This is a genomic window from Pseudoduganella namucuonensis, from assembly GCF_900116645.1.
Lineage (GTDB): Bacteria > Pseudomonadota > Gammaproteobacteria > Burkholderiales > Burkholderiaceae_D > Rugamonas > Rugamonas namucuonensis.
The window spans coordinates 161,950-184,414 of sequence record NZ_FPBO01000004.1 but is presented as its reverse complement, the minus strand read 5'-3'; the positions used below and the strand labels follow the sequence as shown (position 1 = coordinate 184,414).

General features: G+C 69.5%; 20 protein-coding genes. 13 read left to right on the top strand and 7 right to left on the bottom strand.

What is annotated here, in order from left to right; translation table 11 throughout:
* Positions 1-92: 92 nt before the first annotated feature.
* The gene (locus BM436_RS06390; RefSeq protein ID WP_229489404.1) at positions 93-3,125 is read right to left on the bottom strand and encodes a sensor histidine kinase; all 3,033 of its coding nucleotides are present in this window, start codon (positions 3,123-3,125) and stop codon (positions 93-95) included.
* Between the two features lie 271 nt (positions 3,126-3,396).
* Here BM436_RS06390 and BM436_RS06385 point away from each other — a divergent pair, with 271 nt between their 5' ends.
* The 6 genes from BM436_RS06385 (at position 3,397) to BM436_RS06360 (ending at position 9,456) form a co-directional block, all read left to right on the top strand.
* Positions 3,397-4,671 carry a hypothetical protein gene (locus BM436_RS06385; RefSeq protein ID WP_229489396.1) on the top strand — a complete coding sequence of 425 codons (1,275 nt, stop codon included), beginning with the start codon at positions 3,397-3,399 and terminating at the stop codon, positions 4,669-4,671.
* A 10-nt stretch (positions 4,672-4,681) separates the two neighbouring features.
* A complete protein-coding gene (locus BM436_RS06380) occupies positions 4,682-5,113 on the top strand; it encodes a phosphate ABC transporter substrate-binding protein (protein ID WP_177306999.1) in 432 nt (143 codons plus the stop codon).
* Entirely contained in the window at positions 5,113-7,773 is a 2,661-nt protein-coding gene (locus BM436_RS06375; protein ID WP_093554658.1) for a bifunctional diguanylate cyclase/phosphodiesterase, read from the top strand. The genes BM436_RS06380 and BM436_RS06375 overlap by 1 nt, the downstream gene beginning before the upstream one ends.
* A gap of 40 nt (positions 7,774-7,813) precedes the next feature.
* A complete protein-coding gene (locus tag BM436_RS06370; RefSeq protein WP_093554657.1) occupies positions 7,814-8,446 on the top strand; it encodes an FABP family protein in 633 nt (210 codons plus the stop codon).
* A gap of 151 nt (positions 8,447-8,597) precedes the next feature.
* A complete protein-coding gene (locus BM436_RS06365; RefSeq protein ID WP_093554656.1) occupies positions 8,598-9,182 on the top strand; it encodes a hypothetical protein in 585 nt (194 codons plus the stop codon).
* Positions 9,183-9,237: 55 nt separating this feature from the next.
* Positions 9,238-9,456 carry a hypothetical protein gene (locus tag BM436_RS06360; RefSeq protein ID WP_093554655.1) on the top strand — a complete coding sequence of 73 codons (219 nt, stop codon included), beginning with the start codon at positions 9,238-9,240 and terminating at the stop codon, positions 9,454-9,456.
* Positions 9,457-9,469: 13 nt separating this feature from the next.
* Here the strand turns inward: BM436_RS06360 and BM436_RS06355 are convergent, their stop codons facing one another.
* Positions 9,470-10,489: a transporter gene (locus BM436_RS06355; RefSeq protein ID WP_093554654.1), complete on the bottom strand. Its 1,020-nt coding sequence runs from the start codon at positions 10,487-10,489 to the stop codon at positions 9,470-9,472.
* A gap of 119 nt (positions 10,490-10,608) precedes the next feature.
* Between BM436_RS06355 and BM436_RS06350 the strand changes: the two genes are divergently transcribed.
* Entirely contained in the window at positions 10,609-11,076 is a 468-nt protein-coding gene (locus tag BM436_RS06350; RefSeq protein WP_093554653.1) for an RrF2 family transcriptional regulator, read from the top strand.
* A gap of 113 nt (positions 11,077-11,189) precedes the next feature.
* Complete coding sequence (locus BM436_RS06345; RefSeq protein ID WP_093554652.1) at positions 11,190-11,699, top strand: hypothetical protein; 510 nt, start codon at positions 11,190-11,192, stop codon at positions 11,697-11,699.
* A 27-nt stretch (positions 11,700-11,726) separates the two neighbouring features.
* Here BM436_RS06345 and BM436_RS06340 read toward each other — a convergent pair whose 3' ends face one another.
* Positions 11,727-12,563 carry an HDOD domain-containing protein gene (locus BM436_RS06340; protein WP_093554651.1) on the bottom strand — a complete coding sequence of 279 codons (837 nt, stop codon included), beginning with the start codon at positions 12,561-12,563 and terminating at the stop codon, positions 11,727-11,729.
* A gap of 116 nt (positions 12,564-12,679) precedes the next feature.
* Complete coding sequence (locus BM436_RS06335) at positions 12,680-13,969, bottom strand: D-amino acid dehydrogenase (RefSeq protein WP_093554650.1); 1,290 nt, start codon at positions 13,967-13,969, stop codon at positions 12,680-12,682.
* Positions 13,970-14,077: 108 nt separating this feature from the next.
* On the opposite strand from BM436_RS06335, the gene BM436_RS06330 reads away from it, so the two are divergent.
* From BM436_RS06330 to BM436_RS06315, 4 genes are all read left to right on the top strand, one after another.
* Positions 14,078-14,569: an Lrp/AsnC ligand binding domain-containing protein gene (locus BM436_RS06330; RefSeq protein ID WP_093554649.1), complete on the top strand. Its 492-nt coding sequence runs from the start codon at positions 14,078-14,080 to the stop codon at positions 14,567-14,569.
* A gap of 102 nt (positions 14,570-14,671) precedes the next feature.
* Positions 14,672-16,216, top strand: a complete 1,545-nt coding sequence (locus BM436_RS06325; protein ID WP_093554648.1) for a hypothetical protein — start codon at positions 14,672-14,674, stop codon at positions 16,214-16,216.
* Positions 16,217-16,328: 112 nt separating this feature from the next.
* Positions 16,329-16,802, top strand: a complete 474-nt coding sequence (locus tag BM436_RS06320; protein ID WP_093554647.1) for a hypothetical protein — start codon at positions 16,329-16,331, stop codon at positions 16,800-16,802.
* 36 nt (positions 16,803-16,838) lie between these two features.
* Entirely contained in the window at positions 16,839-18,143 is a 1,305-nt protein-coding gene (locus tag BM436_RS06315) for an NAD(P)/FAD-dependent oxidoreductase (protein ID WP_093554646.1), read from the top strand.
* A gap of 7 nt (positions 18,144-18,150) precedes the next feature.
* Here BM436_RS06315 and BM436_RS06310 read toward each other — a convergent pair whose 3' ends face one another.
* Together BM436_RS06310 and BM436_RS06305 are read right to left on the bottom strand one after the other, a co-directional pair.
* Complete coding sequence (locus BM436_RS06310; protein ID WP_093554645.1) at positions 18,151-18,870, bottom strand: sensor histidine kinase; 720 nt, start codon at positions 18,868-18,870, stop codon at positions 18,151-18,153.
* Between the two features lie 84 nt (positions 18,871-18,954).
* Positions 18,955-20,574: a response regulator gene (locus BM436_RS06305; RefSeq protein ID WP_093554644.1), complete on the bottom strand. Its 1,620-nt coding sequence runs from the start codon at positions 20,572-20,574 to the stop codon at positions 18,955-18,957.
* A gap of 202 nt (positions 20,575-20,776) precedes the next feature.
* Between BM436_RS06305 and BM436_RS06300 the strand changes: the two genes are divergently transcribed.
* On the top strand, positions 20,777-21,202 hold the full coding sequence (locus BM436_RS06300; RefSeq protein ID WP_093554778.1) for a hypothetical protein: 426 nt from the start codon (positions 20,777-20,779) through the stop codon (positions 21,200-21,202).
* 94 nt (positions 21,203-21,296) lie between these two features.
* Here the strand turns inward: BM436_RS06300 and BM436_RS06295 are convergent, their stop codons facing one another.
* Positions 21,297-22,304, bottom strand: coding sequence for a diguanylate cyclase domain-containing protein (locus BM436_RS06295; RefSeq protein WP_093554643.1), 1,008 nt, complete (start codon positions 22,302-22,304; stop codon positions 21,297-21,299).
* Positions 22,305-22,465 lie beyond the last annotated feature (161 nt).

The window sequence follows — 22,465 nt, the reverse complement described above, 5'->3', positions numbered from 1 at the left end:
GGATGATCCGCCGCGCGCTCCTCACGACCTGGCGTGGCCGGCCTCGCGCTGGCTGCGTACCGCGAGCACAAATACGTTGTTGTTTTCCCCGCCTAGCGGCGCAGCCAGCGCGCCAGCGGGCCGCGGCGGCGGCCATCGCCGCGAAGGGCGGAGCGCCCGGCGAGGTAGGCCAGTTCCGCCGCCAGCGCCACCTCGATCTCGGTGCCGGCTCCGGGTTCGCTGCGCAGCCGCAGCGTGGCGCCTATGCCCGCCGCGCGCTCGCGCATGCCCACCAGGCCCCAGTGGCCGGGTCGGTGGCCGGCCCGCGCCACGGCCTCGTCCAGCCCGCGGCCGTCGTCGCGCACGCGCAGGGTGAACACGTCGGCGTCGTAGTCCAGCTCCAGCGTGATGCGCCCGGCCTCGGCGTAGCGGGAGGCGTTGAACAGCGCCTCGCGCGCGATCGCGTAGATCTCGTCCTGCACCTTCGGTTGCAACGGCCGCCGCCGGCCGCCGACGTGCGCCTCGAAGGCGTGCGCCCGGTGCTCGGACAGGCCCTTGCCGAACTCGCGCAGCGCCAGGCCCAGTTCATCCGGCGAGGCCGCCGCGCGCAGGTCCATGATCTGGTCGCGGCCCTCCACCAGCAGCCGGTCCGCCAGGTTCAGCGTCTGGTCCAGGCGCGCGCGTTCGCGGGTGCCCTCCGGCAGCAAATGGGTGTGCGCGTGGAAGGACATGATCAGCCCCTGCACGCTTTGCAGCAGCGTGTCGTGCAGCGCGCGGGCGATGCGGGAACGCTCGGCCAGCCGCTCGCGCAGCCGCTCCCGCATGCGCCGCGTGAGGTGGCGTATGCGCAGCGCGTAGGCCGCGTAGGCCAGCGCGGCGCCGGCCAGCGCCAGCAGCAGCGCGAACCACGGCGTCTGCGCGAACTTGGGCGGGATGCGGATGTCCAGCGTGGCGCCCTCCCTGTTCCACACGCCGTCCTCGTTCGCCGCGGTCACCTGGAAGCGGTAGGCGCCGGGGGCGAGGTTGGTGTAGAAGGCCTCGCGGCGGCCCACCGGCTCCTGCCAGTCGCGGTCCACCCCCTCCAGCCGGTAGCGGAAGCGCACCCGCTCCGGCATGGACAGGCTCAGCGCCGTGAACGCGACCTGCAGGCTGTCGCTGCCCTTGGGTAGTTCCAGCGGCGCGCCGCCCCCGGCCGGGTAGTGGCGGCCGGCGGCCGTCACGTCCCGTATCAGCACGGCCGGCGCGAGCGGGTTGCGGCGGATGCGGGCCGGGTCCAGCATGGCGATGTTGGACCCGGTGGAGAACCACAGTTGGCCGTCCGGCGCCTGGATCAGCGAGGGGTTGGGGCGCAGCTGGGAGGCGGTGCCCCGCAGGCCGTCCAGCGCGTCGAAGCGCTCGAACTCGATCTCGGCGTCCGCGCCGGCCATCCAGCGCGCCAGGCCGGCGGCGCCGACGCGGTGGATGCCGTCCGCGCCGTGCAGCCACAGGTCGCCGTCGGCGGTGCGCGCGATGCCGGACACGCCGCGGAAGGCCTCGCCGCCGCGTCCCCGCAGCGGCGTGAAACGGCCCGCGCGGTACAGGGCCGTGCCGCTTTCGCCGCCGGCCCACATCAGTTCGCCGTCGGCGCGCAGCTGCAGCAGCGTGCCCAGGTCCAGCCCCTCGGCGGCGCCCAGCACGCGCACCTTGCCGTGCTCGACCAGGCTGACCTGGTTGCGCGCGTGGCCCATCCACAGCGCGCCGCGCGCGTCCAGCGCCATCGTCATCGCCAGCGCGGCGGGGAAGCCGGACAGGCCGCCGTGCCTGGTCCACCGTCCGTCGGCCAGCCGGAACAGGCCGCCGCCGGAGAAGGACACCCACAGCGCGCCGTCGCGGTCCTGCTGCATCGCCTGCGGGTCCAGGCCCCGCACGCCGGGGGGCGGCGCGAAGCGCGTCAGGGCGCCGCCGGGCGCGCGGCGGTGCAGCCAGCGCTCGTTGCCTATCCATAGGGTGCCGTCGGGCGCCCTGAAGGAGGCCGACAGCGGCCCCTCGATCTCCACCCGCTTCGCGCCGGCGGCGGTGAAGCTGCGCACGTGGCCGGCGTAGTCGCCGACCCAGACGTCGCGGTCCGGCCCCGGCACCATGCCTGGATGGTCGAGCGGCGCGTCCACCGGCAGCGTGGCCAGGCGGTTGGGGCGCAGCCGGTCCACGCCGGCCGAGGTGCCGATCCAGACGTTGCCCTCGCGGTCCTGGAAGAAGGCCTGCGGCAGCGGGCCGCTGATGCCGTTCTGGCGCGTCAGGCGCTGCGCCGGCGCGGCGCGGCGGGACATGTCCAGCTTGCGCTCCACGCCGTCGGCCCGCAGCAGCCACATGGCGCCGTCGCGGCCGAAGTGCATGCCGGTGCCGGTCAACCCGGGCCCGGCCGGGCCGGCCGGGCCGGCCGGGGGCGCGGTGGCGACCCGGTGGTAATGGTTGCCGGCGTCCGCGGCCCAGATCGCGCCGTCCGGCGCCTCGGCCATGGCCATCAGCGTTTTGCGCGGCCAGGCGTGGGTGAAGCGCGTCTCGCCGGGCTTGCGGAAGTACACGCCGGCCAGCGCCGCGATCCATTGCGTGCCGTCGCGGCCATACAGGATCTGGAAGATGCGCCGCTCGGGCAGCCCCACCTCCTTGCCCTGCGGCTCGAAGCGCGCCGCGCCGGGCGCCAGCCGCGCCAGGCCGTCGCGCGTGGCGACCCACACCGCGCCGTCGGGGGCGGCGGCGATGTGGAACACGGCGCCGCCGGGCAGGCCCTCGGCCTCCATGAAGGTGCGCGCGCCGTCCGGGCGGAACACCGTCACCCCGCCCAGCCGGTAGCCCACCCACAGCGCGCCGTCGGCGCCGGCCATCAGGCCCAGCACGTTGCTGGAGTGGAGCGGCCGGCCGTGCACGGCGTCGGCGCGTTCGAAGCGCACGCCGTCGTAGCGGTACAGGCCGGTCGGCGTGGCCATCCACAGCCAGCCATCCGGACCCTGGGCGAACTTGAGCACGTCCACCGGCGCGGCCTGCAGGCCGCCCCAGGCGGTGTGGGTGTAGTCGGAGAGCAACGGCCCCGGCGGGGCGGCCGGACAGCCGGAATGCAGCGCGAACAGCGCCGTCGCGGCGGCGTGGAGGAGGAGGCGGGGGACTGTCACTGGGAAAACGTGGGCGCGGCGCGGCTATCGTTGCTTGAATGTCCACTATATCGCATAAGCGGTGCCGCGTGGCATTTCCAGCCATCTTGTTTTTTGTTAAAACGAAATAAAAAGTTCGTTCGGGAAATTTATCGACAGTCGCAAACCGCTGTTATAAAGTGTGAGAATCTGAGCGCCGGCCCTTGCCGCCACGCCTTTCCCGACACCTTGATCACGCGCCGCCGTCCGACCGCCGGGTAACCGTTTGCGTCATTCGCCAGAAAGTCCCTGAATGCAGAAAGCACCCGTATCCCCGCGCCGCGCCGCGCGCGTGGCAGGCATGGCCGGCGTGGCCGGCGCCGCCATGGCCCTGCTGGCCGCGCCCGCGCGCGCCGACCACCGCGAGGAGGCGGCGCGCTGGACCTTCGGCGGTTTCGGCAGCGCCGCGCTCACCCACAGCAACGAGCGCCAGGCCAATTTCACGGCCAGCGTGCTCAATCCCGGCCGCGCGGGCCGCGACCGCCGCTGGAGCGCGGACGTCGACAGCCGGCTGGGCGCGCAGCTGGGCGTGGAGCTGGACGCGCACTGGTCGGCGGTGCTGCAGGTGGTGGCCGAACGCGCGCCCACCCACGACTACGCGCCGCGGGTGGAGTGGGCCAACGTGAAATACCAGGCCACGCCGGACCTGGGCGTGCGCGTGGGCCGCATCGCCTCGCCGCTGTTCCTGGCCGGCGACTACCGCAAGGCCGGCTACGCGCTGCCATGGGTGCGGCCGCCGGTGGAGATGTACGGCGCCATGCCGATCAGCCACAGCGACGGGGTGGACGCGGCCTACCGCTGGACCCTGGGGGACGTGAAGAACCGCACGCAGGTGTTCGCGGGACGCACCAGGCAGGAGGTGCAGGACGACCGCTACGCCAAGGCGCGCGGCATCGCCGGCCTCTCCAACACCGCCACGCGCGGCCCGCTCAGCGTGCGCGCGGTGTTGCTGCGGGCGTCCGTGTCGGTGGACTTGACGCGGCCGTTGTCCGACGGCCTGCGCCGATTCGGCCCGGCGGGCGCCGCGCTGGCCGGGCGCTACGAGTTGATCGACAAGCGCACCACGGCGGGCAGCGTCGGCGCCAGCTACGACCCGGGCGACTGGTTCCTGATGGCGGAGGTGGCGCGCATCAACACGCGCTCCTTCGTCGGCGACCGCACGGCCGGCTATGTCAGCGGCGGCTACCGCCTCGGCGCGTGGGCGCCGTACGCGACCCGCGCCATGGTGCGCGCCAACACCGCGACCGCCATCGCCGGCCTGCCGCTGGAGGGCCTGCCGCCGGGGGCCGCCGCCGCCGCCGCCGCGCTGAACGCGGGCCTGAACGCCGCGCTCAGGGGCGTCGGCGCGCAAAGCACCGCCAGCGCCGGGGTGCGCTGGGACTTCCTGCCGTCGGCCGCGCTCAAGCTGCAGTACGACCGCGTGCGACCCAGGGACGGCACCAACGGCATGCTGATCGACGTCCAACCCGGCTTCCGCTCGGACCGCGCCTTCGGCGTGACCAGCGTGTCGCTCGATTTCGTCTTCTAGGGGAGGCGGCATGGCGCGACGTCCGCTCGCCTTCCTGCTCGCGGCCCTGCTGGCCGGCTCCGCCCGCGCGGCGCTGGGCGCGGAGCTGGTGGTCATCGTCTCCGCGCGCAGCGCGGTCACCTCGCTCAAGCCGCGGGAGGTGGCGGACATCTTCCTGGCCGAGGCGGGACGCTACCCCGAGGGCGGCGAGGCGGTGGCCATCGACCAGTACCTGGGCTCCCCGCTGCGCGACGAGTTCTACGCCAAGGTGGCCTCGCGCTCGCCGGCGCTGATGAAGGCCCACTGGACCAAGATGATCTTCACCGGGCGCGGCCAGCCGCCGCGCGAGGCGCCCGGCAGCGCCGCCGTGCGCAGGCTGGTGGCCGACAATCCCGCGCTGATCGGCTACATCGAGCGCTCCGCGCTCGACGCCAGCGTGCGCGCCGTGCTGGTGGTGAACTGATGGACGCCGGCGCGCGCGAGCGGGGCGAGTCGGCGCGCGCGCGCTGGCTGCGCATGGGACTGGAGACCCACGTCGCCCTGCCGCTGTTCGCGGCGCTGTTGCTGGCCGCGATCTGGGCCTTCACGCTGCATTTCATCGCGCTGGAGCGGCAGGCCGCGGGTGCGGCCGCGGCCGACTCGGTGCGCGAGCTGGCCGACACCTACGAGGCGCAGGTGGTGCGCAACCTGGGCGCGATCGACCAGTCGCTGAGGGTGATGGCCTACGCGGTCGAGCGCAAGGGCGCGGCCGGCGCGCTGACGGAGCTGAACCAGCACGGCCTGCTGCCGCCCGGACTGGTGTTCGCGGTGGCCATCGCCGACGCGCACGGGCGCGTGGTGGCGCGCAACCCGGCCGCCGGGCCGGCCTCGGTGGCGCGCCGGCCGTATTTCCTGCACCACCAGCGCAACAAGGGCGCCGCGACCATGGCCGGGCCGGCGCGGAGCGACGAGGCCAGCGGCGAGGCCAGGATCGATTTCTCCCGCCGCCTGGAGGACGAGGAGGGCGGCTTCGCCGGCGTGGTGGCGATCGCCGTCGAACCGGCCTATTTCACCAGCGGCTACGAGCGCCGCCGCCAGGGCGAGGCCGGCGTGCTGGCGCTGGTGGGCAACGACGGCATGGTGCGCGCGCTGCGGGTGGGCGAAAAGGTCATGTGGGGCCGCAGGATCGACCTGGCGCGCGACGGCGGCGCGCCGGCCGCCAGCTCGTGGGACGGCGTGTCCCGCTACACGGTGGCGCGCCCGCTGCACGGCTTTCCGCTGACCGCGCTGGCCGGCCTGTCCGAGCGCGAGCAGCTGGCCATGTTCGAGCAGCGCCGCCGCGCCAGCCTGTGGGAGGCGGGCGTGGCCAGCGCCGCCGTGGTGCTGATGGCGGCCCTGCTGTGGTACTGGATCTGGCAGGCGGCCAAGGTGCGGCGCCGCATCCGCCGCGCGCAGGAGACCTACGCCGCCGCGTCGGAGGCCAATATGGACGCCTTCTTCGCGCTGCGCGGCGTGCGCGACCGGTACGGCGTGGTCACCGACTTCAAGATCACCGCCGTCAACAGCCGCGCCGAGCGGCTGACGGGCCTGGGCCGCCACCAGCTGCAGAGCATGACCCTGTGCGGCTGGCTGCCGCACGCGCGCGGCAACGGCATCTTCGAGACGCTGGCCCACATCACGCGGGTGGGCGGCGTGCACGAGGAGGAGCTGCGCAACAGCATGCCGCAGTTCCACGCGGACTGGCTGCACTGGCAGGTGGTGGGCGTGGACGGCGGCGTGGTGGCCATCGTGCGCGACATCAGCGAACGCAAACAGGCCGAGGAGCGCATCGTCCACATGGCGCACCACGACACCCTGACCGGCCTGCCCAACCGCTCGCTGGTGGCGGACCGGCTGCGGCAGGCCATCCTGCACGGCGAGCGCAACAACCGCGCGGTGGCGGTGGCCTTCATCGACCTGGACGGCTTCAAGCTGATCAACGACGGCCTGGGCCACAACGCCGGCGACGCGCTGCTCAAGGAGGTGGCCGCGCGCATGGTGGGCTGCGTGCGGCGGCACGACACCGTGGGCCGCTTCGGCGGCGACGAGTTCGTGCTGGTGCTGCCGGAGCAGCAGGCCGGCGACGGCGACCGGCCGCTGGCGCTGCTGCTGGACAAGCTGCGCGAGGCGGTGATACGGCCGGTGGCGCTGGAGGGCCAGCCGGTGCAGGTCAGCTGCAGCATCGGCGTGGCGGTCTACCCGCGCGACGGCGGCGACGCCGACACGCTGCTGATGAACGCCGACGCGGCCATGTACCGCGCCAAGGAGACCGGCAAGAACAACTGCCAGTTCTACGCGCACGAGATGAACGCCTCGCTGGAGCACAAGCTGGCGCTGATGGAGGGCCTGCGCACGGCGCTGGCGGAGCGGCAGTTCCGGCTGCTGTACCAGCCCAAGGTCGACGTCGAGACGGGCCGCGTGTTCGGCGTCGAGGCGCTGCTGCGCTGGCATCATCCGCAGCGCGGCGTGGTGGGGCCGGACCAGTTCATCCCCCTGGCCGAGGAGAGCGGCGCCATCGTCGACATCGGCGAATGGGTGCTGCTGACCGCTTGCCGCCAGGCGCGCGCGTGGCGCGACGCGGGGCTGGCGCCGGTGACGATCTCGGTCAACGTGTCGGCCCGCCAGTTCGACGAGGCGCGCCTGGTGCAGCGCGTGCAGCGGGCGCTGGAGCGCAGCGGGCTGGAGCCGGAGTGGCTGGAGCTGGAGGTGACGGAGAGCCTGGTCATGCGGGACCTGCGGGAGTCGGTGGAGAAGATGCGCGCGCTGGAGCGGATGGGCATCGCGCTGGCGATCGACGATTTCGGCACCGGCTATTCCAGCCTGGCGGCGCTGAAGTCCTTCCCCATCAGCTGCCTGAAGATCGACCAGTCCTTCGTGCGCGACCTGGACAGCAGCGCCGACGACCAGGCCATCGCGCGCGCCATCATCTCGCTGTCGCACCAGTTGCAGTTGCGGGTGATCGCCGAGGGCGTCGAGACCGGGGCGCAGCGCGACTTCCTGCTGCGGAACGGCTGCCGCGAGATGCAGGGCTATCTGTTCGGCCGGCCGCTACCTCCGGAGGAGATCCAGCGCCTGCTGGAGGGGCAGGCCACGGTCCCCGCTTGATGCATTACAATTGCCGGATCGAAACCACAGCGAGCCGGCCATGAGCGAATTCTCCGACGACATCTACACCGAACCGTCCGACGTGGACGTCGACACGCTGGCCAACCTGGGGCCGCTGGCGCCGATGGCGGGCGTCTGGGAGGGCGCGCGCGGGCTGGACATCAAGCCGAAGAAGGACGGTCCGCGCAAGCAGGCCTACGTCGAGCGCATCGAGCTGCAGCCGATCGACCCGGTCACCAACGGGCCGCAGCTGTTCTACGGCCTGCGCTACGTCATCCTCATCACCAAGCCGGACCAGGTCAAGACCTACCACGAGCAGGTGGGCTACTGGCTGTGGGAGCCGGCCACCGGCACCGTGATCCAGACGCTGGCCATCCCGCGCGGCCAGATCGCGATGGCGTCCGGCACGGCGGCGCCGGACGCCAAGACCTTCGAACTGGTGGCCTATCGCGAGTCCGAGACCTACGGCATCCGCTCCAATCCCTTCCTGGAGTACGGCTTCAAGACGGTGGAGTACCGCATCAAGGTCACCATCAACGACGACGGCAGCTGGGGCTACGAGGAGGACACGGTGATGCTCATTCGCGGCAAGGAGGATGAGCCCTTCCACCACATCGACCGCAACCTGCTGCACAAGGTGGCCGAGCCGACGCCGAATCCGATGGCGCGTTGAGGTGCCTCGCGCGAACCCCATGCGGGAGAACGCCCTGAAACCGGTACTGAAACGACCTGAAATGAACTGAAATTCCCTGAGAAGGTCTAACTTAACAGGCGGTTTCAGTTTTTTTCAGGGCTTTTCAGGTCATTTCAGTGGAGGTTTCAGTATGTTCTCCCACACAGCACTCGCAGTACCCACATCCACCTTGCACCGGCTTCTCGACCATCTGCGGCGCGAGGGAGGAGGCGTGACTCCCGAGGAAGCGGTCGAAGCGGCCATCAATCTCTGGCTCGAGCGTAAGCAAGAGGACACGGGTGACGAAACCATCGCCGGCGGCTATCAATGGAAATCCTTGTTTCTGCCCGAGGGCACCAAATTGACGGTGGTCGGGAGGCACAGCGCTGGCTACGCCCGCGTGATCGGCGACCAGCTAATCCACCATGGATTGCCGACATCGCCGAACCGGTTTGTCCTTGCAGTGGGCGGCTACGTGCGCAACGCGTGGAACGACGTGATGGTCCATCTGCCGGATGGTTCCAGGCCCAAACTGGCGGCGATCCTGCGACGCGAATCGCAACCACAACCGCAACCCGCGCCCAGGCCAGCACCTGCAAAAGCCCCGCAAACCGCTCCGGCGGCAAAGCGCAGCATCGCCATGGAGAGCGCCACCGAGTGGCCGTTCATTGAACGCCGGTCGGTAAGGACTTACCCCGGCGACATCCCATTCGATCAACCCCGGACAGGCGGCTGATCGGCGGACAGGGAAGGGGGCGACAGGACCGGGCGCGCTTTGCTAAGGTGTCGGCATGGAGCGATATCGCAACAAAAGCGGCAAGTCCGGCGTCACCGCCTACGCCATCGGCGCGGACGCCATCGAGGTCCGCTTCGTGGGCGGCGACGTCTACCGCTACAGCTACGCCAGCGCCGGCCGCGCCCGGGTGGAGGAGATGAAGCGGCTGGCGCGGGGCGGCGAGGGACTCAGCGGCTATATCGCCCGGCACGCGCGCGACGCCTACGAACGGTAGCCCCGGACCCGCACTACTCCTGGTCCTGCTGCTTGCGGTACACCAGCCATCCCGCCACGGCGGTGAAGGCGGCCACGATGCCGGCCACCACCCAGAAGCCCATCGGGTCCCCGGCCATCGGCACCCCGCCCACGTTCATGCCCAGCAGGCCGGCGATGATGTTGATCGGCAGCGCCAGCACGGTCACGATGGTCAGCACGTACAGGCTCTGGTTGTTGCTCTCGTTGACCTGCGCGGCGATCTCCTCCTGCAGCAGCTTGATGCGTTCCTGCAGCGAGGCCATGTCGTTCAGCACCACGGCGAATTCCTCGGTGGCCTGGCGCAGTTCCTCGCGGTCGTCGTCCGCCACCCAGCCGGGCGGGCGCTGCAGCAGGCGGAACAGCGCGGCCGGTTCCGGCGCCAGCAGGCGGCGCAGGCGCACCAGCACCCGCCGCAGCGCGCCGAGGTTGGCGCGGCGGCGCTTGAGCTTGCCGGCCAGCAGGTTGTCCTCGATGCCGTCCACGCGGCCGATGGCGTCGCGCACGATCTTCACCAGCGCGTCGGCCTGGTCGCGCAGCAAATGGGTCAGCAGTTCCACCGGCGAGCGTATCGGCTCGCCGCCGCGCACGGCCTGGCGCAGGCCCTCGATGGCCTTCAGCGGCTGGCGCCGCGCGCTGATCACCAGTTGCCGGTCCACGCTCAGCCACAGGGAGGCGATGTCGGACGGGTCGAACGAGAAGTCGTGCACCACGTCGTTGATGACGGCGATCAGCGCGTTGTCGGCCATTTCGATGCGGGTCGAGCGCTGGCCCTCGTGCAGGCTCTCGTAGAACTCCTCGGCCAGCGTGCAGTGCTCCTTCAGCCATTTCTCGCTGGCGGTGTTGGCCAGGTTGAAGTGCAGCCAGAGGAACTCGCCCTCGTGGTGGCCGGGCTGGCCCAGCCACTCGCGGGCCGCGTCGGTTTCGATCGGCAGCGGCTGGTGGCCGCGGCCGAACAGGTAGCCGCACACCAGGCCGGAGTGGTCCGAACCGTAGGCGGGGGCTGTGATCGTCATGCGTGTCTCCGGGATGGGGGGAGCCGCAAGCATAGCAAATCGCCACCGTCCCCGTCGCCCCTCGGCAATTTTTATTGCGCGGCTTGCGCTACAATGCGGGTTCCTGTTCGAGTGACGCCATGAGACTGACTTCCTTCACCGATTACACGCTGCGCTCGCTGATCTTTCTGGGCATGCATCGCGACGCCCTGGTCACCATCCAGGACATCGCGGACACCCACAACATCTCGAAGAACCACCTGACCAAGGTGATCCACCAACTGGGCGTCAACGGCCTGGTCGACACCGTGCGCGGGCGCAATGGCGGCCTGCGCCTGAAGCGCGAGCCGGCGGACATCAATATCGGCGCGGTGGTGCGCGGCAGCGAGACCGACTTCTTCATGGCCGAATGCTTCGACCAGGCCAACAACACCTGCGCGCTGGACGGCGACTGCTACCTGAAGTTCAAGCTGAAGGAGGCCACCGAGGCCTTCCTGAAGGTGCTGGACGGGGTGACGCTGGAGCAGTTGCTGAGCACGCGGCGCGCCCCCGGCGCCCCGCAGGCGGTGCTGTTGCACGCGATGCGGCAGAACGGCAACAGTCTTTGAGCGGGCGGCGGCCCGCGCGCATCCCCACACGCGTCTCTACACGCATCTCTACACATTTTCCGCACAATTTGCTGTTAAAGTATTTCCTAGGTTCAATTCCCTAGGAGACACGCATGTTGGAAAAACACATCAAGGTTGGCGCGCCCAGCTTTCTGCCCTACGAACGCTTTTCCGGGATGGGCAATGGCGCGCTGGTGGAGTGCGAAGGCACCACCAAGGCTTTCGCCTTCGGCAGCTTCAAATTCCTGCCCTTCCTGCCGAACGCCATCCACACGGTCGCGGCGGCCGGCGTGGACGTGATCAGCGCCCCCTTCAGCGGCTGCCTGATGGCGGCGTACACCGACGAGTCCGGTCGCCGCATGGTTTGCCACATCTCCACCGGCGGCGAGTTCGGCGATTGCAAGGCCGCCTGGAACGACATGAAAGGCCGTTTCACCAACGTCGTGGAGTTCCGCCCCAGCGATTTGTGCGGCGACACCAAGTTCGAGACCTGCTATGGCCTGATCACCCAGGAGTCCGGCTGCTACGCGGTGCTGGTGCAGGCGCAAAACGCGACGCTGCCCTCCAACTCCGGCGGCGTGTACAAGACCGACGCCAAGTTCGTCAAACTGGCCAAGGCCTGAGCCCGGGCCCGCGCCGGGCCGCGGGCCTCACACCAGCAGGGCCGCGTTCATCGCGGCCGCGTCGCGCTCCGACTCGGCCAGGATGCGCTCCAGCATTTCCTCGTCGATGAACAGGTCCACCACCGATTCCGCGTGCGGCGGCAGGTCGCGCGGCGGCGCCTGCATGGGCGAGTCCACCGGCGACAGCTGGTTGGCCAGCAGCAGCGTGTCGAGCAGGGTTTCGGGCGGGATCTGCAGGAAGCCGTCGCGCAGGTTCTGGATCGCGTTGCTGACCGCCTCGGGGATGTTCAGCTTGTTGAGCACCTCGCGCGTGATGATCTCCTCGCTGGCCGGCTGCCAGTTGTCGGGATCGTCCTCCAGCAGGCCGGGGAACTCGTCGGCGCGCGACAGGATGTAGAAGTTGCCCACCTCGTGCACGATGGAGGCGAACAGCGCCGTGTCCGGGTTGGTGCCGGTGACCTCGCGCGCGATGATGCGCGCCAGGCAGGCCACGTGCACCGTGTGCTGCCACAGCTGCTCGGCCTTGGCGCGCAGTTCCGGATCGACGATCTTGCTGCCGAACTGGCGCACCACCATGGCGGCGGCCAGCGCGAACAGGTTGTGGTAGCCGATGCGCATGATGGCCGAGCGCACGTTGACCACCTCCGTGCTGGTGCGGTTGAACATCGCGGAATTGGACAGCGCGACGGTGCGCGCGGCCAGTTGCGGTTCGGCCAGCACCAGGCGGATCGCCTCGTCGATGGGGCAGTCGGGATCGTCCAGCGCGAGCTGCACGCGCAGGGCTGCGTTGACGCTGGTGGGGAACACCAGGTCGCCACGGATCGCCAGGGCGGCGATGTGGCCGTATGCTTCCAGTTTATTCATGAAAAAATTATACGCAGGGCGGCCGGCAATCACAATGGATAGATGGCGCGCGCGCGCATTTGCCGCGGCGCGCGGTTTTGTCGCGACCGGCGCGCGCCGGGTCCGCGGGGCGCGCCTCAGGCGTTCACCAGCCGCGGGGGGCGCGCCGCGTGTTCGCCGCCGTAGCGGGCGACCGACAGGTCGTCGGCCTTGATCGCCGTGCGCTTGGCGGAGATGATGTCCGCCAGCAGCTGGGCCGAGCCGCAGGACATGGTCCAGCCCAGCGTGCCGTGGCCGGTGTTGACGAACAGGTTGCGCACGCCGGTGCGGCCCACCACCGGGGTGCCGTCCGGCGTCATCGGACGCAGGCCGGTCCAGAAGCTGGCTTGGGCGGTGTCGCCGGCGCCGGGGAACAGGTCGTCGACCACCATCTCCAGCGTTTCGCGGCGGCGCGGGTTCAGGCGGTGGTCGAAACCGGCGATCTCGGCCATGCCGCCGACGCGGATGCGGTCGTCGAAGCGGGTCACGGCGATCTTGTAGGTCTCGTCCAGGATGGTCGAGGTCGGCGCCGCGTCCGCGTCCGCGATGGGCACGGTGATCGAATAGCCCTTCAGCGGATACACCGGCACGTCCACGATGTTCCTCAGCAGCGGCGTCGAATAGGCGCCCAGCGCGACCACGTAGCCGTCCGCCGTCACCAGGCCGGTTTCCGTCATCACGCCCTTGATCCCGTCGCCCTCCATGGCCAGGTTGGCGATGTTGACGTTGTAGCGGAACTTCACGCCCAGCCGTTCGGCCATGGCCGTCAGGCGGGTGGTGAACAGCTGGCAGTCGCCGGTCTCGTCGTTGGGCAGGCGCAGGCCGCCCACCAGGCGGTCCTTGGAGCGGGCCAGGCCGGGCTCGGCGTGCACCAGTTGCTCGCGGCTCAGCAGTTCGAACGGCACCCCGGTTTCCCTCAGCACCTCGATGTCCTTGGCGGCGCCGTCCAGCTGCTGCTGGGTGCGGAACAGCTGGGTCGTGCCCTGCTGGCGGCCCTCGTACTCGATGCCGGTGGCGGCGCGCAGCGTCTTGAAGCAGTCGCGGCTGTACTCGGCCAGGCGCACCATGCGCTCCTTGTTCACCGCGTAGCGCTCGGCGTTGCAGTTGCGCAGCATCTGCCACATCCATTGCAACTGGAACCTGGTGCCGTCGGGCGTGATGGACAGCGGGGCGTGGCGCTGCAGCATCCACTTCATCGCCTTGAGCGGGATGCCGGGCGCGGCCCAGGGGGAGGCGTAGCCGGGGGAGATCTGGCCGGCGTTGGCGAAGCTGGTCTCCTGGGCGGGGCCGGACTGGCGGTCGAGCACGGTCACGTCGTGGCCGGCCAGGGCCAGGTAGTACGCGCTGGTGACACCGATGACGCCGCTTCCCAGGATGACGATACGCATGATGCTCCCCCTATGTGTTGTGATCGGCCCGCGCCGGATATAACGCTATGGTATGTGCGTTCGCCTAGTATTTGTTACTATATAAGTTCCGAAATTTAGTGGAAAATCATGCGAACCACCAAGGAATCCGTCCGCACGCTGGACAAGCTGGACCGCAAGATCCTGCGCATCCTGCAGGAGGACGGCAGGATCTCGATGAAGGACTTGAGCGAGCGGGTGGGCCTGTCGATCACGCCGGCCATCGAGCGCGTCAAGCGCATGGAGCGCGACCGGGTCATCACCGGCTACCACGCGCGCGTCGATCCGCCCGCGCTGGGCGCCAAGTTGCTGGTGTTCGTGGAGATCACGCTCAACACCAAGTCGGCCTCGATGTTCGAGCAGTTCCGGCGCGAGGTGCTGCGGATACCGGAGGTGCAGGAGTGCCACCTGGTGTCGGGCGACTTCGACTACCTGATCAAGGCGCGCATCCACGAGATGGCCGAGTACCGCAAGCTGCTGGGCGACATGCTGCTGCAGCTGCCGGGCGCGGCCCAGTCCAAGAGCTACGTGGTGATGGAGGAGATCAAGGAAACGCTGTTCCTGTCGACCGAATCCCCCTAGCACACGATTGAACGCGATCAACGTTGCGTGTGGTGGGGACGCCACTATAATGGTTTTGACAAGGGCGGCCGCGAGACCCGAAACTTTTGCCATGAGAGCCGGATGGAGCCAGAACACCTGATCGAAGTGCGCACGCTGGATGAACACCTGTCCTCCGACCATAGCTTCGGCTCCGCCCTCGCGCGCACCGTCGGCGCCATCGCCGCGGCCGACGGCGCGCCCACGCTGGCCCAATTCGCCGCCGTGACCGACATCGCCGGCGACGGCAAGGCCTCCGCCGTGTTCACCGCGCTGGTGCTCAACGCCATCGAATCGGGCGTCGGCGTCGACTGGGCCCTCAACGCCCTCGCGCGCAGCGCCGCCGGCGCCGACCACGCCGCCCGCGAGAACGCCTTCACCATGCTGCGCCCGCTGATCGCCCTGCAGGGCGCCAAGGCGCGGCCGCTGGCGCAGAAGGTGACCAAGGCGCTGGGCCTGCGCATGCGGGTGGACGCGCTGGACGAATTGCCGCTGGACGAGGAACGCAAGCTGCTGAGCAACCTGGGCGACCAGGCGCGCAAGCTGGTCAAGGGGCGCGGGCTGGCCGACGCGGTGGCCGACTTCGGCCGCAGCACCGGCCACGCCGAGCTGCTGGACGGCGCGCGGCGCTACCAGGGCGGCAAGCTGGACCAGGGACAGCTGCGCGAGCTGGTGCGGCAGGTGACGACCGCGATCGAACACGGCATCGCCGCCTACCAGGAGCGCGCCGCCACGCTGGCCGTGGCCGAGGCGGGCGCGGCCAGCATGCTGGCCTCGGCGCAGGAACTGCAGCGCCAGGTGCAGCAGCGGCTGGCGCTGGTGGACGCGCGCATCGCCTACGAGCGCAGCGCGCTGTGGCAGGACATCGACGACGCCGTGCACGACGCCGGCAACGCCATCGAACTGGCCATCACGGACCGCCTCAACACCGACGAATGGAAGGACGAGGACGTGTGGGCCAGCATCGGCCGCAACCAGTTCGGCCAGGAGATGGAGCGCCGCCTGGACCGCGTCGTGCGGCGCAAGGAGGAGGCGCTGACCCTGCTGAACCACGACCTGCGCCTGTTCCAGGCCGACATGCGCCTGTCGCAGGCCAGCGTGTTCCAGCGCGAGCACCACGCCGCGCTGGCCAGGCTGATGCCGCGCTTGCGCGTGGGCACGCGGCTGGTCAACAAGGTGGACACCGCCGCCAACCTCACCCTGATGAGCAGCGCCGTGGCGGCGGCCGGCACCGGCACCGCCGCCTACCTGTTCGGCGTGGCCGTGGTGATGCCGGTGATCGCGCCGGTGGCGCCCTTCGTGGGCGGGGCGGTGCTGCTGGCCGGCGCCTTCAAATGGCTGACCGATGGCGGCAAGCGCAAGCGCTCCGAGATCCGCGACAAGCGCCGCGCCTTCGAGGATGAACTGCGCAAGCGGCTCAAGGAGGCCGAGCTGTCGTTCACCAGCCAGCTGGAGCAGGTGGCGCTGGGCTTCCACGAATCGGCCCGGCAGATGCTCACCCCCGTGCTGCTGGAGGCGGAGGCGGCCGGGCGGGTGCAGGGCATGCGCCAGCGCATCGCCGACAAGGTGATCACCCAGTCGCAGTCCGCGGTGCGCCAACTGGAGCAGCATCTGGCCAGGGCCGAGTAGCCGGCGTGGCGCGTTCGCGTCACTCTGTACGCTGCCGAACATACGGCCGGGCTCAAAGGCCGTACAATTGGTTCCTGGTAGCAAGTACCTCAACACAACAAAGAGTCCAAAAATGAAAAAGTTCCTGATCGCAGCCAGCCTGCTGGCGGCCTGCGTAGCCGCCAGCGCCCAGAACGTGTCCATCAGCGTCGGCCAGCCCGGCTTCTATGGACGCATCGACATCGGCAACATGGCGCCGCCGCCGGTGATCTACACCGAACCGGTGCTGGTGCGCCGTCCCGCCCGCTTCGTCGAGGCCCCGCTGTACCTGCGGGTCCCGCCCGGCCACGCGAAGAAATGGTCCAAGCACTGCGGCGCCTACAACGCCTGCGGCCGCAAGGTGTATTTCGTGCGCGACGACTGGTACCAGAACGACTACGCGCCGCGCTACCGCGCCGAGCACCACCGCGGCCGCCAGGAGGTGCGCCACGAGATGCGCCACGACGACCGCCGCGACGACCATCGCGACAAGCACGAGCGCAAGCACGACAAGCATGAAGACAAACACCATGGCAACGGGCACGGCAAGGGTCACGGCAAGGATTGACGCGCCGCCGCGCCAAGCCCCCGACGGGAGGTTCATTTGCGTAGCAACATAGTGATCGTGGGTGGCGGTGCGGGCGGCCTGGAACTGGCCTGCAAACTGGGCCGCAAGCTGGGCCCGAAACAAGTAATGCTGGTCGACAGCCGCCTGTACCACATCTGGAAGCCCTCGCTGCACGAGGTGGCGGCCGGCACGCTGGACATCCACCAGGAGGGCCTGTCCTACCAGATGCTGGCGCACGACAACGGCTTCACCTATGTCTACGGCGCCCTGACGGCGCTGGACGCGCCGGCCCGCCGCCTGACGGTGGCGGCCATCGAGACCGACGGGCACGAGGAAGTGCTGCCCGAGCGCGTCATCGAATGCGAATCGCTGGTGCTGGCCATCGGCAGCACCTCCAATTACTTCGGCGTCCCCGGCGCCAAGGAACACACCATTTCCCTGAACGCCACCGAGGACGCGGAACGCTTCCGCCTCACCCTGCTCAAGCTGCTGACCAAGGCCTCGCTGAAGAAGGGGCGGGACGCGGCCGCCGCCGAGGGCGTGGACATCGTCATCATCGGCGGCGGCGCCACCGGCGTGGAGTTGGCGGCCGAACTGCGCGAGGCCAGCGGCGTGTACGCCGCCTACGGCTTCGGCCACCTGGAGCCCATGCGCGACGTGCGCATCACGCTGCTGGAAGGGGCGCCGCGCATCCTGGCGCCGCTGCCCGAGCGGGTTTCCGCCGCCGCCCTCAAGCTGCTGGGCGAGCGCGCCATCGAGGTGGCGACCTCGACCCGCGTGACCGCCATCGACGCCGACCATGTCGGCACCGAGGAGGGGCGGCGCTATCCGGCCGACATCGTCGTGTGGGCGGCCGGCATCCGCGCGCCGGAACTGCTGGCGACGCTGGGCCTGCCCACCGCCAAGGGCGGCCAGATCGAGGTCGACGGCCAACTGGCCGTCAAGGGCCATCCCGGCATCTACGCGCTGGGCGATTGCGCGCTGTGCCTGGGCGCCGACGGCAAGCCGGTGCCGCCGCGCGCGCAGGCCGCGCACCAGCAGGCCGACTACCTGGCGCGGGCCTTCCTGCTGCGGGCGGCCGGCAAGCCGCCCCCAGAGCAACCCTATGTGTACCGCGATTACGGTTCGCTGGTGTCGTTCGGGCAGACCTCGTCGGTCGGCAGCCTGATGGGATCGCTGAAGGGGCTGAACTGGTTCGTGGACGGCTTCGTCGCCCGGCTCATGTACACCAGTTTGCACCTGATGCACCACCAGGCGGTGATGGGCACGGTGCGCACCGCCGCGCTGGCGCTGGCGCGCTTCCTGATCAAGCGCACCACGCCGCTGGTCAAACTACATTGACGGACCGTCAGGGCGCCGGTTTCGGCAGCACCACCGTCAAGGTGGCGCCGCCGGCGGCGCCCGGCAGCAGGGTCAAGGTGCCGCCCAGGTAGGCGGCCCGTTCGCGCAGCACGCGCAGGCCGTGCTTGCCCTCGGCCAGGCCGTTGACGCCGCCCCCGCCGTGGCCGTTAGGCCGCGGCGGACCCACGCCGTTGTCCTTCACCGTCAGCATGATCTCGTCGTCGTTGTCGTCGACCACCACCTCGACCTCGGTGGCGCGCGCGTGCAGGCTGACGTTGCGCAAGGCTTCCTCCGCCGCGCGCAGCAGCACCACGCTGTGCGCGCGCGGCGCGCGCGGCTCCTCCTCGGGCAGACTGCAGCGCGCCGCCAGGCCCTGCTCGGCGCCGAACTGCGCCACCAGCTCGCCCAGCGCGACGCGCACGCCGAGGAACTCCAGCTTGTCGTTCCACAGCTTGTGCTGCATCTGGCGGTTGGACTCGATGATGTTGTGCAGCAGGTTCTTCATCTGCGTGGCGCGTTCCTGCAGCGCCGGGTCGGGCGGCATCTTCTGCATCAGCAGGCCCAGGTGCATGGTCAGCGCCGTCAGCGACGAGCCCATGCTGTCGTGCAGCTGGCGCGACAGCTGGCGCCGCTCGTTGTCCCAGCACGCGTTGGTGTGGCCGAGCAGTTCGCTCAGGTCGGCGACGCGCGAGGCGTCGAGGGGGGCGGCGGGGGCGGCGGCGGACATGGTCTTCTCAGTCTGGTGGGAGCTGGTTTTTATGGCGCGATCTTACCCGAGCCGGCAAATAGTTGTCGCACGGACGCAAACGCATCAGGGCTTGACGGTGGCCGGGGAGCAACTGCCGATGGCCTTCATCAAGTGGTCGATGTCCACCGGCTTCACCAGGTGCAGGTCGAAGCCCGCCTCCAGCACCCGGCGCTGGTCCTCCGCCAGGCCGTAGCCGGTCAGCGCGATCAGTTTCATGCCGCGCGTGCTCTCGTTGGCGCGCAGGCGGCGCGCCACCTCGTAGCCGTCGATGCCGGGCAGGCCGATGTCGACCAGCGCCAGGTCGGGCAGGAAGTTGGCCGCCACTTCCAGCCCCTGCAGGCCGTCCGCCGCGTGCCGCACCTCGTAGCCGTAGCAGCTGAGCATCATGGACATCATTTCGCGTCCGTCGTCGTTGTCTTCAATCAGCAGCACGGTGGGCTTGCCGGTGTCCGTTGTTTCCATGATGGGTTGCCTCTTGTCGGCCGGGCGCGCGACGCGCGGCAGCCGGATGGTGAAAATACTGCCCTCGCCGGGGCCGTCGCTGTGCGCGCTGACGGTGCCGCCGTGCAGCTCGGCCAGCCGCCGCACCAGCGACAGGCCGATGCCCAGCCCGCCCTGCGCGCGGTCCAGCGTGCTGGTGCCCTGCACGAAGACATCGAATACCTGCGGCAACAGCTCGGCGGTGATGCCGACGCCATTGTCCTCCACCGCCAGCGTCACCTCCTTGTCGTCCACGTCGCAGCTGACGTGGATCGCGCCGCCCGGCGGCGTGTACTTGAGCGCGTTGTCGAGCAGGTTGCTGACGATCTGCTCGAGCCGGGTGACGTCGCCGTCCACCCAGCCCGGCTCGGCGTCCAGGGTCACCGAATAGCCGGCGGTGCGGCCGGTGGTGCGGTAGGTCTCCAGGCTGGTGGCCAGCAGGCCGGCCACGTCCAGCGGCGCGCGGTTCAGCAGGATCTTGCCGGACATGGCGCGGCTCAGGTCGAGCAGGTCGTCGACGATGCGGCCCAGGTGCCGGCTCTGGCGCTGGATGATCTGCTTGGAGCGCGCCACGCCGTCGGCCGACACGCCGGGCAGCGCGATCAGCGAGGCGGCGCTGCTGATGGCGCTGAGCGGGTTGCGCAGCTCGTGGCCCAGCATGGCCAGGAACTCGTCCTTGGCGTGGTTTTGCCGCTCGGCCACCTGGCGCTCCTCGATCTCGCGCGTCAGCCGCTTGTTGGTGGCGGTCAGCTCGGTGGTGCGCTGGCTCAGCTGGCGGGCCTGCTTCTTCAACTCCTCGTTCTTCATCGCCAGCGCCACGAACACCGAGATCTTGGCGTGCAGGATCTGCGGGATCACCGGCGTGAACAGGAAATCGACGGCGCCGCGCTGGTAGGCCTTCAGGCGGTCCAGCTCGTCGGCCACGAAGGCGGTGATGAAGATGATGGGGATGTCGGCCGAGCGCGCGCGCTGGTGGATCGCCTCGGCGGTCTCGAAACCGTCCATGCCGGGCATGTTCACGTCCAGCAGGATCACGGCGAAGTCGTGCATCAACACCTGGCGCAGACCCTCCTCGCCGGAGCGGGCCGCGATGACCTCGTAGGATTCCTGGTCCGACCATTGCGCCAGCAGGCTCGTCAACGCGAACAGGCTGTTGGCGTCGTCGTTGACCACCAGGATTTTGGGTTTGTCTATTTTAGGCACAGGTATTTTGCTGAGTGTGACGTAGTTACGTCAGACAAACTATTGATTGATCATAACAACGAGACAAGTGAAAGTCAAAAGCGCGCGCGGCTACGGAACACGCGTCCCGCATTGCGGCGCCAAGGTACGCCGGCGCACATACAGCGGGGCAAGCGCATGCCATAGTGAAACCAGGAATACCCACCCATGGAAAGGACGCATGATGAATATCGACACGGTAGTAGACAAGGAGTACCTGGGCAAATGCTTCCGCGAACTGGCCGACGCGCCGGTGAGCGCGCTGCGCGGCGTGAGCAACAACGACGCCAAGGCGCTGGCCAAGGCCTTCAATGTGCACACGGTGCGCGAGCTGGCCGAGCTGGACTTCGTCAAGTGGGCGCAGGCCATCGCGGTGCTGGCCGACCATGAGCAGCCGCTGCCGCACGAGGTGGCCAAGGAAACGCTGCTGGACGACGCGGTGGAAATGACCTTCCCGGCCAGCGACCCGATCTCGGTCGACGCCGGCATCACCCGCATCGAGGTGGCGCCGGACAAGGTGGACGCGCACACCGACCACCAGCACGCCGCCAAGGTGGAGGCGTCGACGGAGGAGGGCGCCGCGCGCGAGGCGGAGGCCGCCGCGCACTGATCCGGGACGCAAGGGCAAAGGCCGCGCGGGTGACCGCGCGGCCTTTTTCGCGTCCACCGCGCAAGGGGCGGACGGCGGGCGGGGCGGCATGGGCTCAGGCGGTGGCGGACACGCCCTGGCGCTGCGGGCTGGCCGCCGGCGCCACGTCCGGCGCGGCGCCGTCCATGCCCGCGGCGGGCTGCGCCGCGCAATGGCGGTTCTTGCCGCTGCGCTTGGCGTCGTACAGCGCCTGGTCGGCCTTCTGGATCAGCGGGTTGACGCTGTCGGCGTGGTCGGGATACAGGGCGATGCCGATGCTGGTCGACAAGTGCAGCGTCAGATCGCCCACCTTGTAGGGCTCGGACACCACCTCGATCAGCTTGGACGCCGGCTCCTGCGCGTCGGCCAGGCCGCCCACCTCGCCCAGCACGATGACGAACTCGTCGCCGCCCACGCGCGCCACGGTGTCCTCCTTGCGCGAGGAGCCCACCAGGCGCGCCGCCACCTGCCTCAGGATCTCGTCGCCGCAGGCGTGGCCGTGGGTGTCGTTGATGGCCTTGAAGCCGTCCAGGTCCAGATACATGACGGCCGCCTTGCGCATGTGGCGGGCGGCGTGCTGCAGCGTGGTGGCGATGCGGTCCTCCAGCAGGCGGCGGTTGGGCAGGCCGGTCAGCGGGTCGTGCAGCGCCAGTTCCTGCTGCTGCTTGCTGTATTGCGCCAGCTCCTTGTAGAGCAGGCGCACCTCCAGCATGTTGTGGATGCGCTTGTGCACCTCCAGCAGGTCGAAGGGCTTGCTGATGAAGTCGCGCGCGCCCGCCTCCAGCGCGGCGATCTTGAAGCTGGGCTGGGCCGTCAGCGCGAGCACCGGCAGATAGCCGTCCTGCTCGATCTCCTTCAGGCCCTTCATGACCTGGAAGCCGTTCAGTTCCGGCATCTGCAGGTCCAGCAGGATCAGGTCGTAGCAATGCTGTCGGTGCAGGCCGCAGACCATACCGGGCAGCATGGTGGACGAGACGTTGGCGTAGCCGGCGTCGCGCAGGATTTCAAGCATGAGGTCGATATTGTCGGCGCAATCGTCCACCACAAGAATCTTGGCGTTCAGAATTTCATCCGGGCTGGGCATAATGGTCTCGTCAAAACAGATCTTATTAAGTTTAGCGTGCTCTGCGGATTCGCGGCGCACGTGTTAAAAATGCAACGCGCGGCGTGCCTTCCAACAACTGAAGTCTAGCAAAGCTTCGCGAAGTTACTTGTAGGACAGCGCCGCGTCTGCGGGTAGGAGTG

Excerpts from the sequence above, each read along its gene's own strand:
- BM436_RS06385 (WP_229489396.1), top strand. The coding sequence starts at position 3,397 with ATGCAGAAAGCACCCGTATCCCCGCGCCGCGCCGCGCGCGTGGCAGGC.
- BM436_RS06380 (WP_177306999.1), top strand. The coding sequence starts at position 4,682 with ATGGCGCGACGTCCGCTCGCCTTCCTGCTCGCGGCCCTGCTGGCCGGC.
- BM436_RS06375 (WP_093554658.1), top strand. The coding sequence starts at position 5,113 with ATGGACGCCGGCGCGCGCGAGCGGGGCGAGTCGGCGCGCGCGCGCTGG.
- BM436_RS06370 (WP_093554657.1), top strand. The coding sequence starts at position 7,814 with ATGAGCGAATTCTCCGACGACATCTACACCGAACCGTCCGACGTGGAC.
- BM436_RS06365 (WP_093554656.1), top strand. The coding sequence starts at position 8,598 with ATGTTCTCCCACACAGCACTCGCAGTACCCACATCCACCTTGCACCGG.
- BM436_RS06360 (WP_093554655.1), top strand. The coding sequence starts at position 9,238 with ATGGAGCGATATCGCAACAAAAGCGGCAAGTCCGGCGTCACCGCCTAC.
- BM436_RS06355 (WP_093554654.1), bottom strand. The coding sequence starts at position 10,489 with ATGACGATCACAGCCCCCGCCTACGGTTCGGACCACTCCGGCCTGGTG.
- BM436_RS06350 (WP_093554653.1), top strand. The coding sequence starts at position 10,609 with ATGAGACTGACTTCCTTCACCGATTACACGCTGCGCTCGCTGATCTTT.
- BM436_RS06345 (WP_093554652.1), top strand. The coding sequence starts at position 11,190 with ATGTTGGAAAAACACATCAAGGTTGGCGCGCCCAGCTTTCTGCCCTAC.
- BM436_RS06340 (WP_093554651.1), bottom strand. The coding sequence starts at position 12,563 with ATGAATAAACTGGAAGCATACGGCCACATCGCCGCCCTGGCGATCCGT.
- BM436_RS06335 (WP_093554650.1), bottom strand. The coding sequence starts at position 13,969 with ATGCGTATCGTCATCCTGGGAAGCGGCGTCATCGGTGTCACCAGCGCG.
- BM436_RS06330 (WP_093554649.1), top strand. The coding sequence starts at position 14,078 with ATGCGAACCACCAAGGAATCCGTCCGCACGCTGGACAAGCTGGACCGC.
- BM436_RS06325 (WP_093554648.1), top strand. The coding sequence starts at position 14,672 with ATGGAGCCAGAACACCTGATCGAAGTGCGCACGCTGGATGAACACCTG.
- BM436_RS06320 (WP_093554647.1), top strand. The coding sequence starts at position 16,329 with ATGAAAAAGTTCCTGATCGCAGCCAGCCTGCTGGCGGCCTGCGTAGCC.
- BM436_RS06310 (WP_093554645.1), bottom strand. The coding sequence starts at position 18,870 with ATGTCCGCCGCCGCCCCCGCCGCCCCCCTCGACGCCTCGCGCGTCGCC.
- BM436_RS06300 (WP_093554778.1), top strand. The coding sequence starts at position 20,777 with ATGAATATCGACACGGTAGTAGACAAGGAGTACCTGGGCAAATGCTTC.
- BM436_RS06295 (WP_093554643.1), bottom strand. The coding sequence starts at position 22,304 with ATGCCCAGCCCGGATGAAATTCTGAACGCCAAGATTCTTGTGGTGGAC.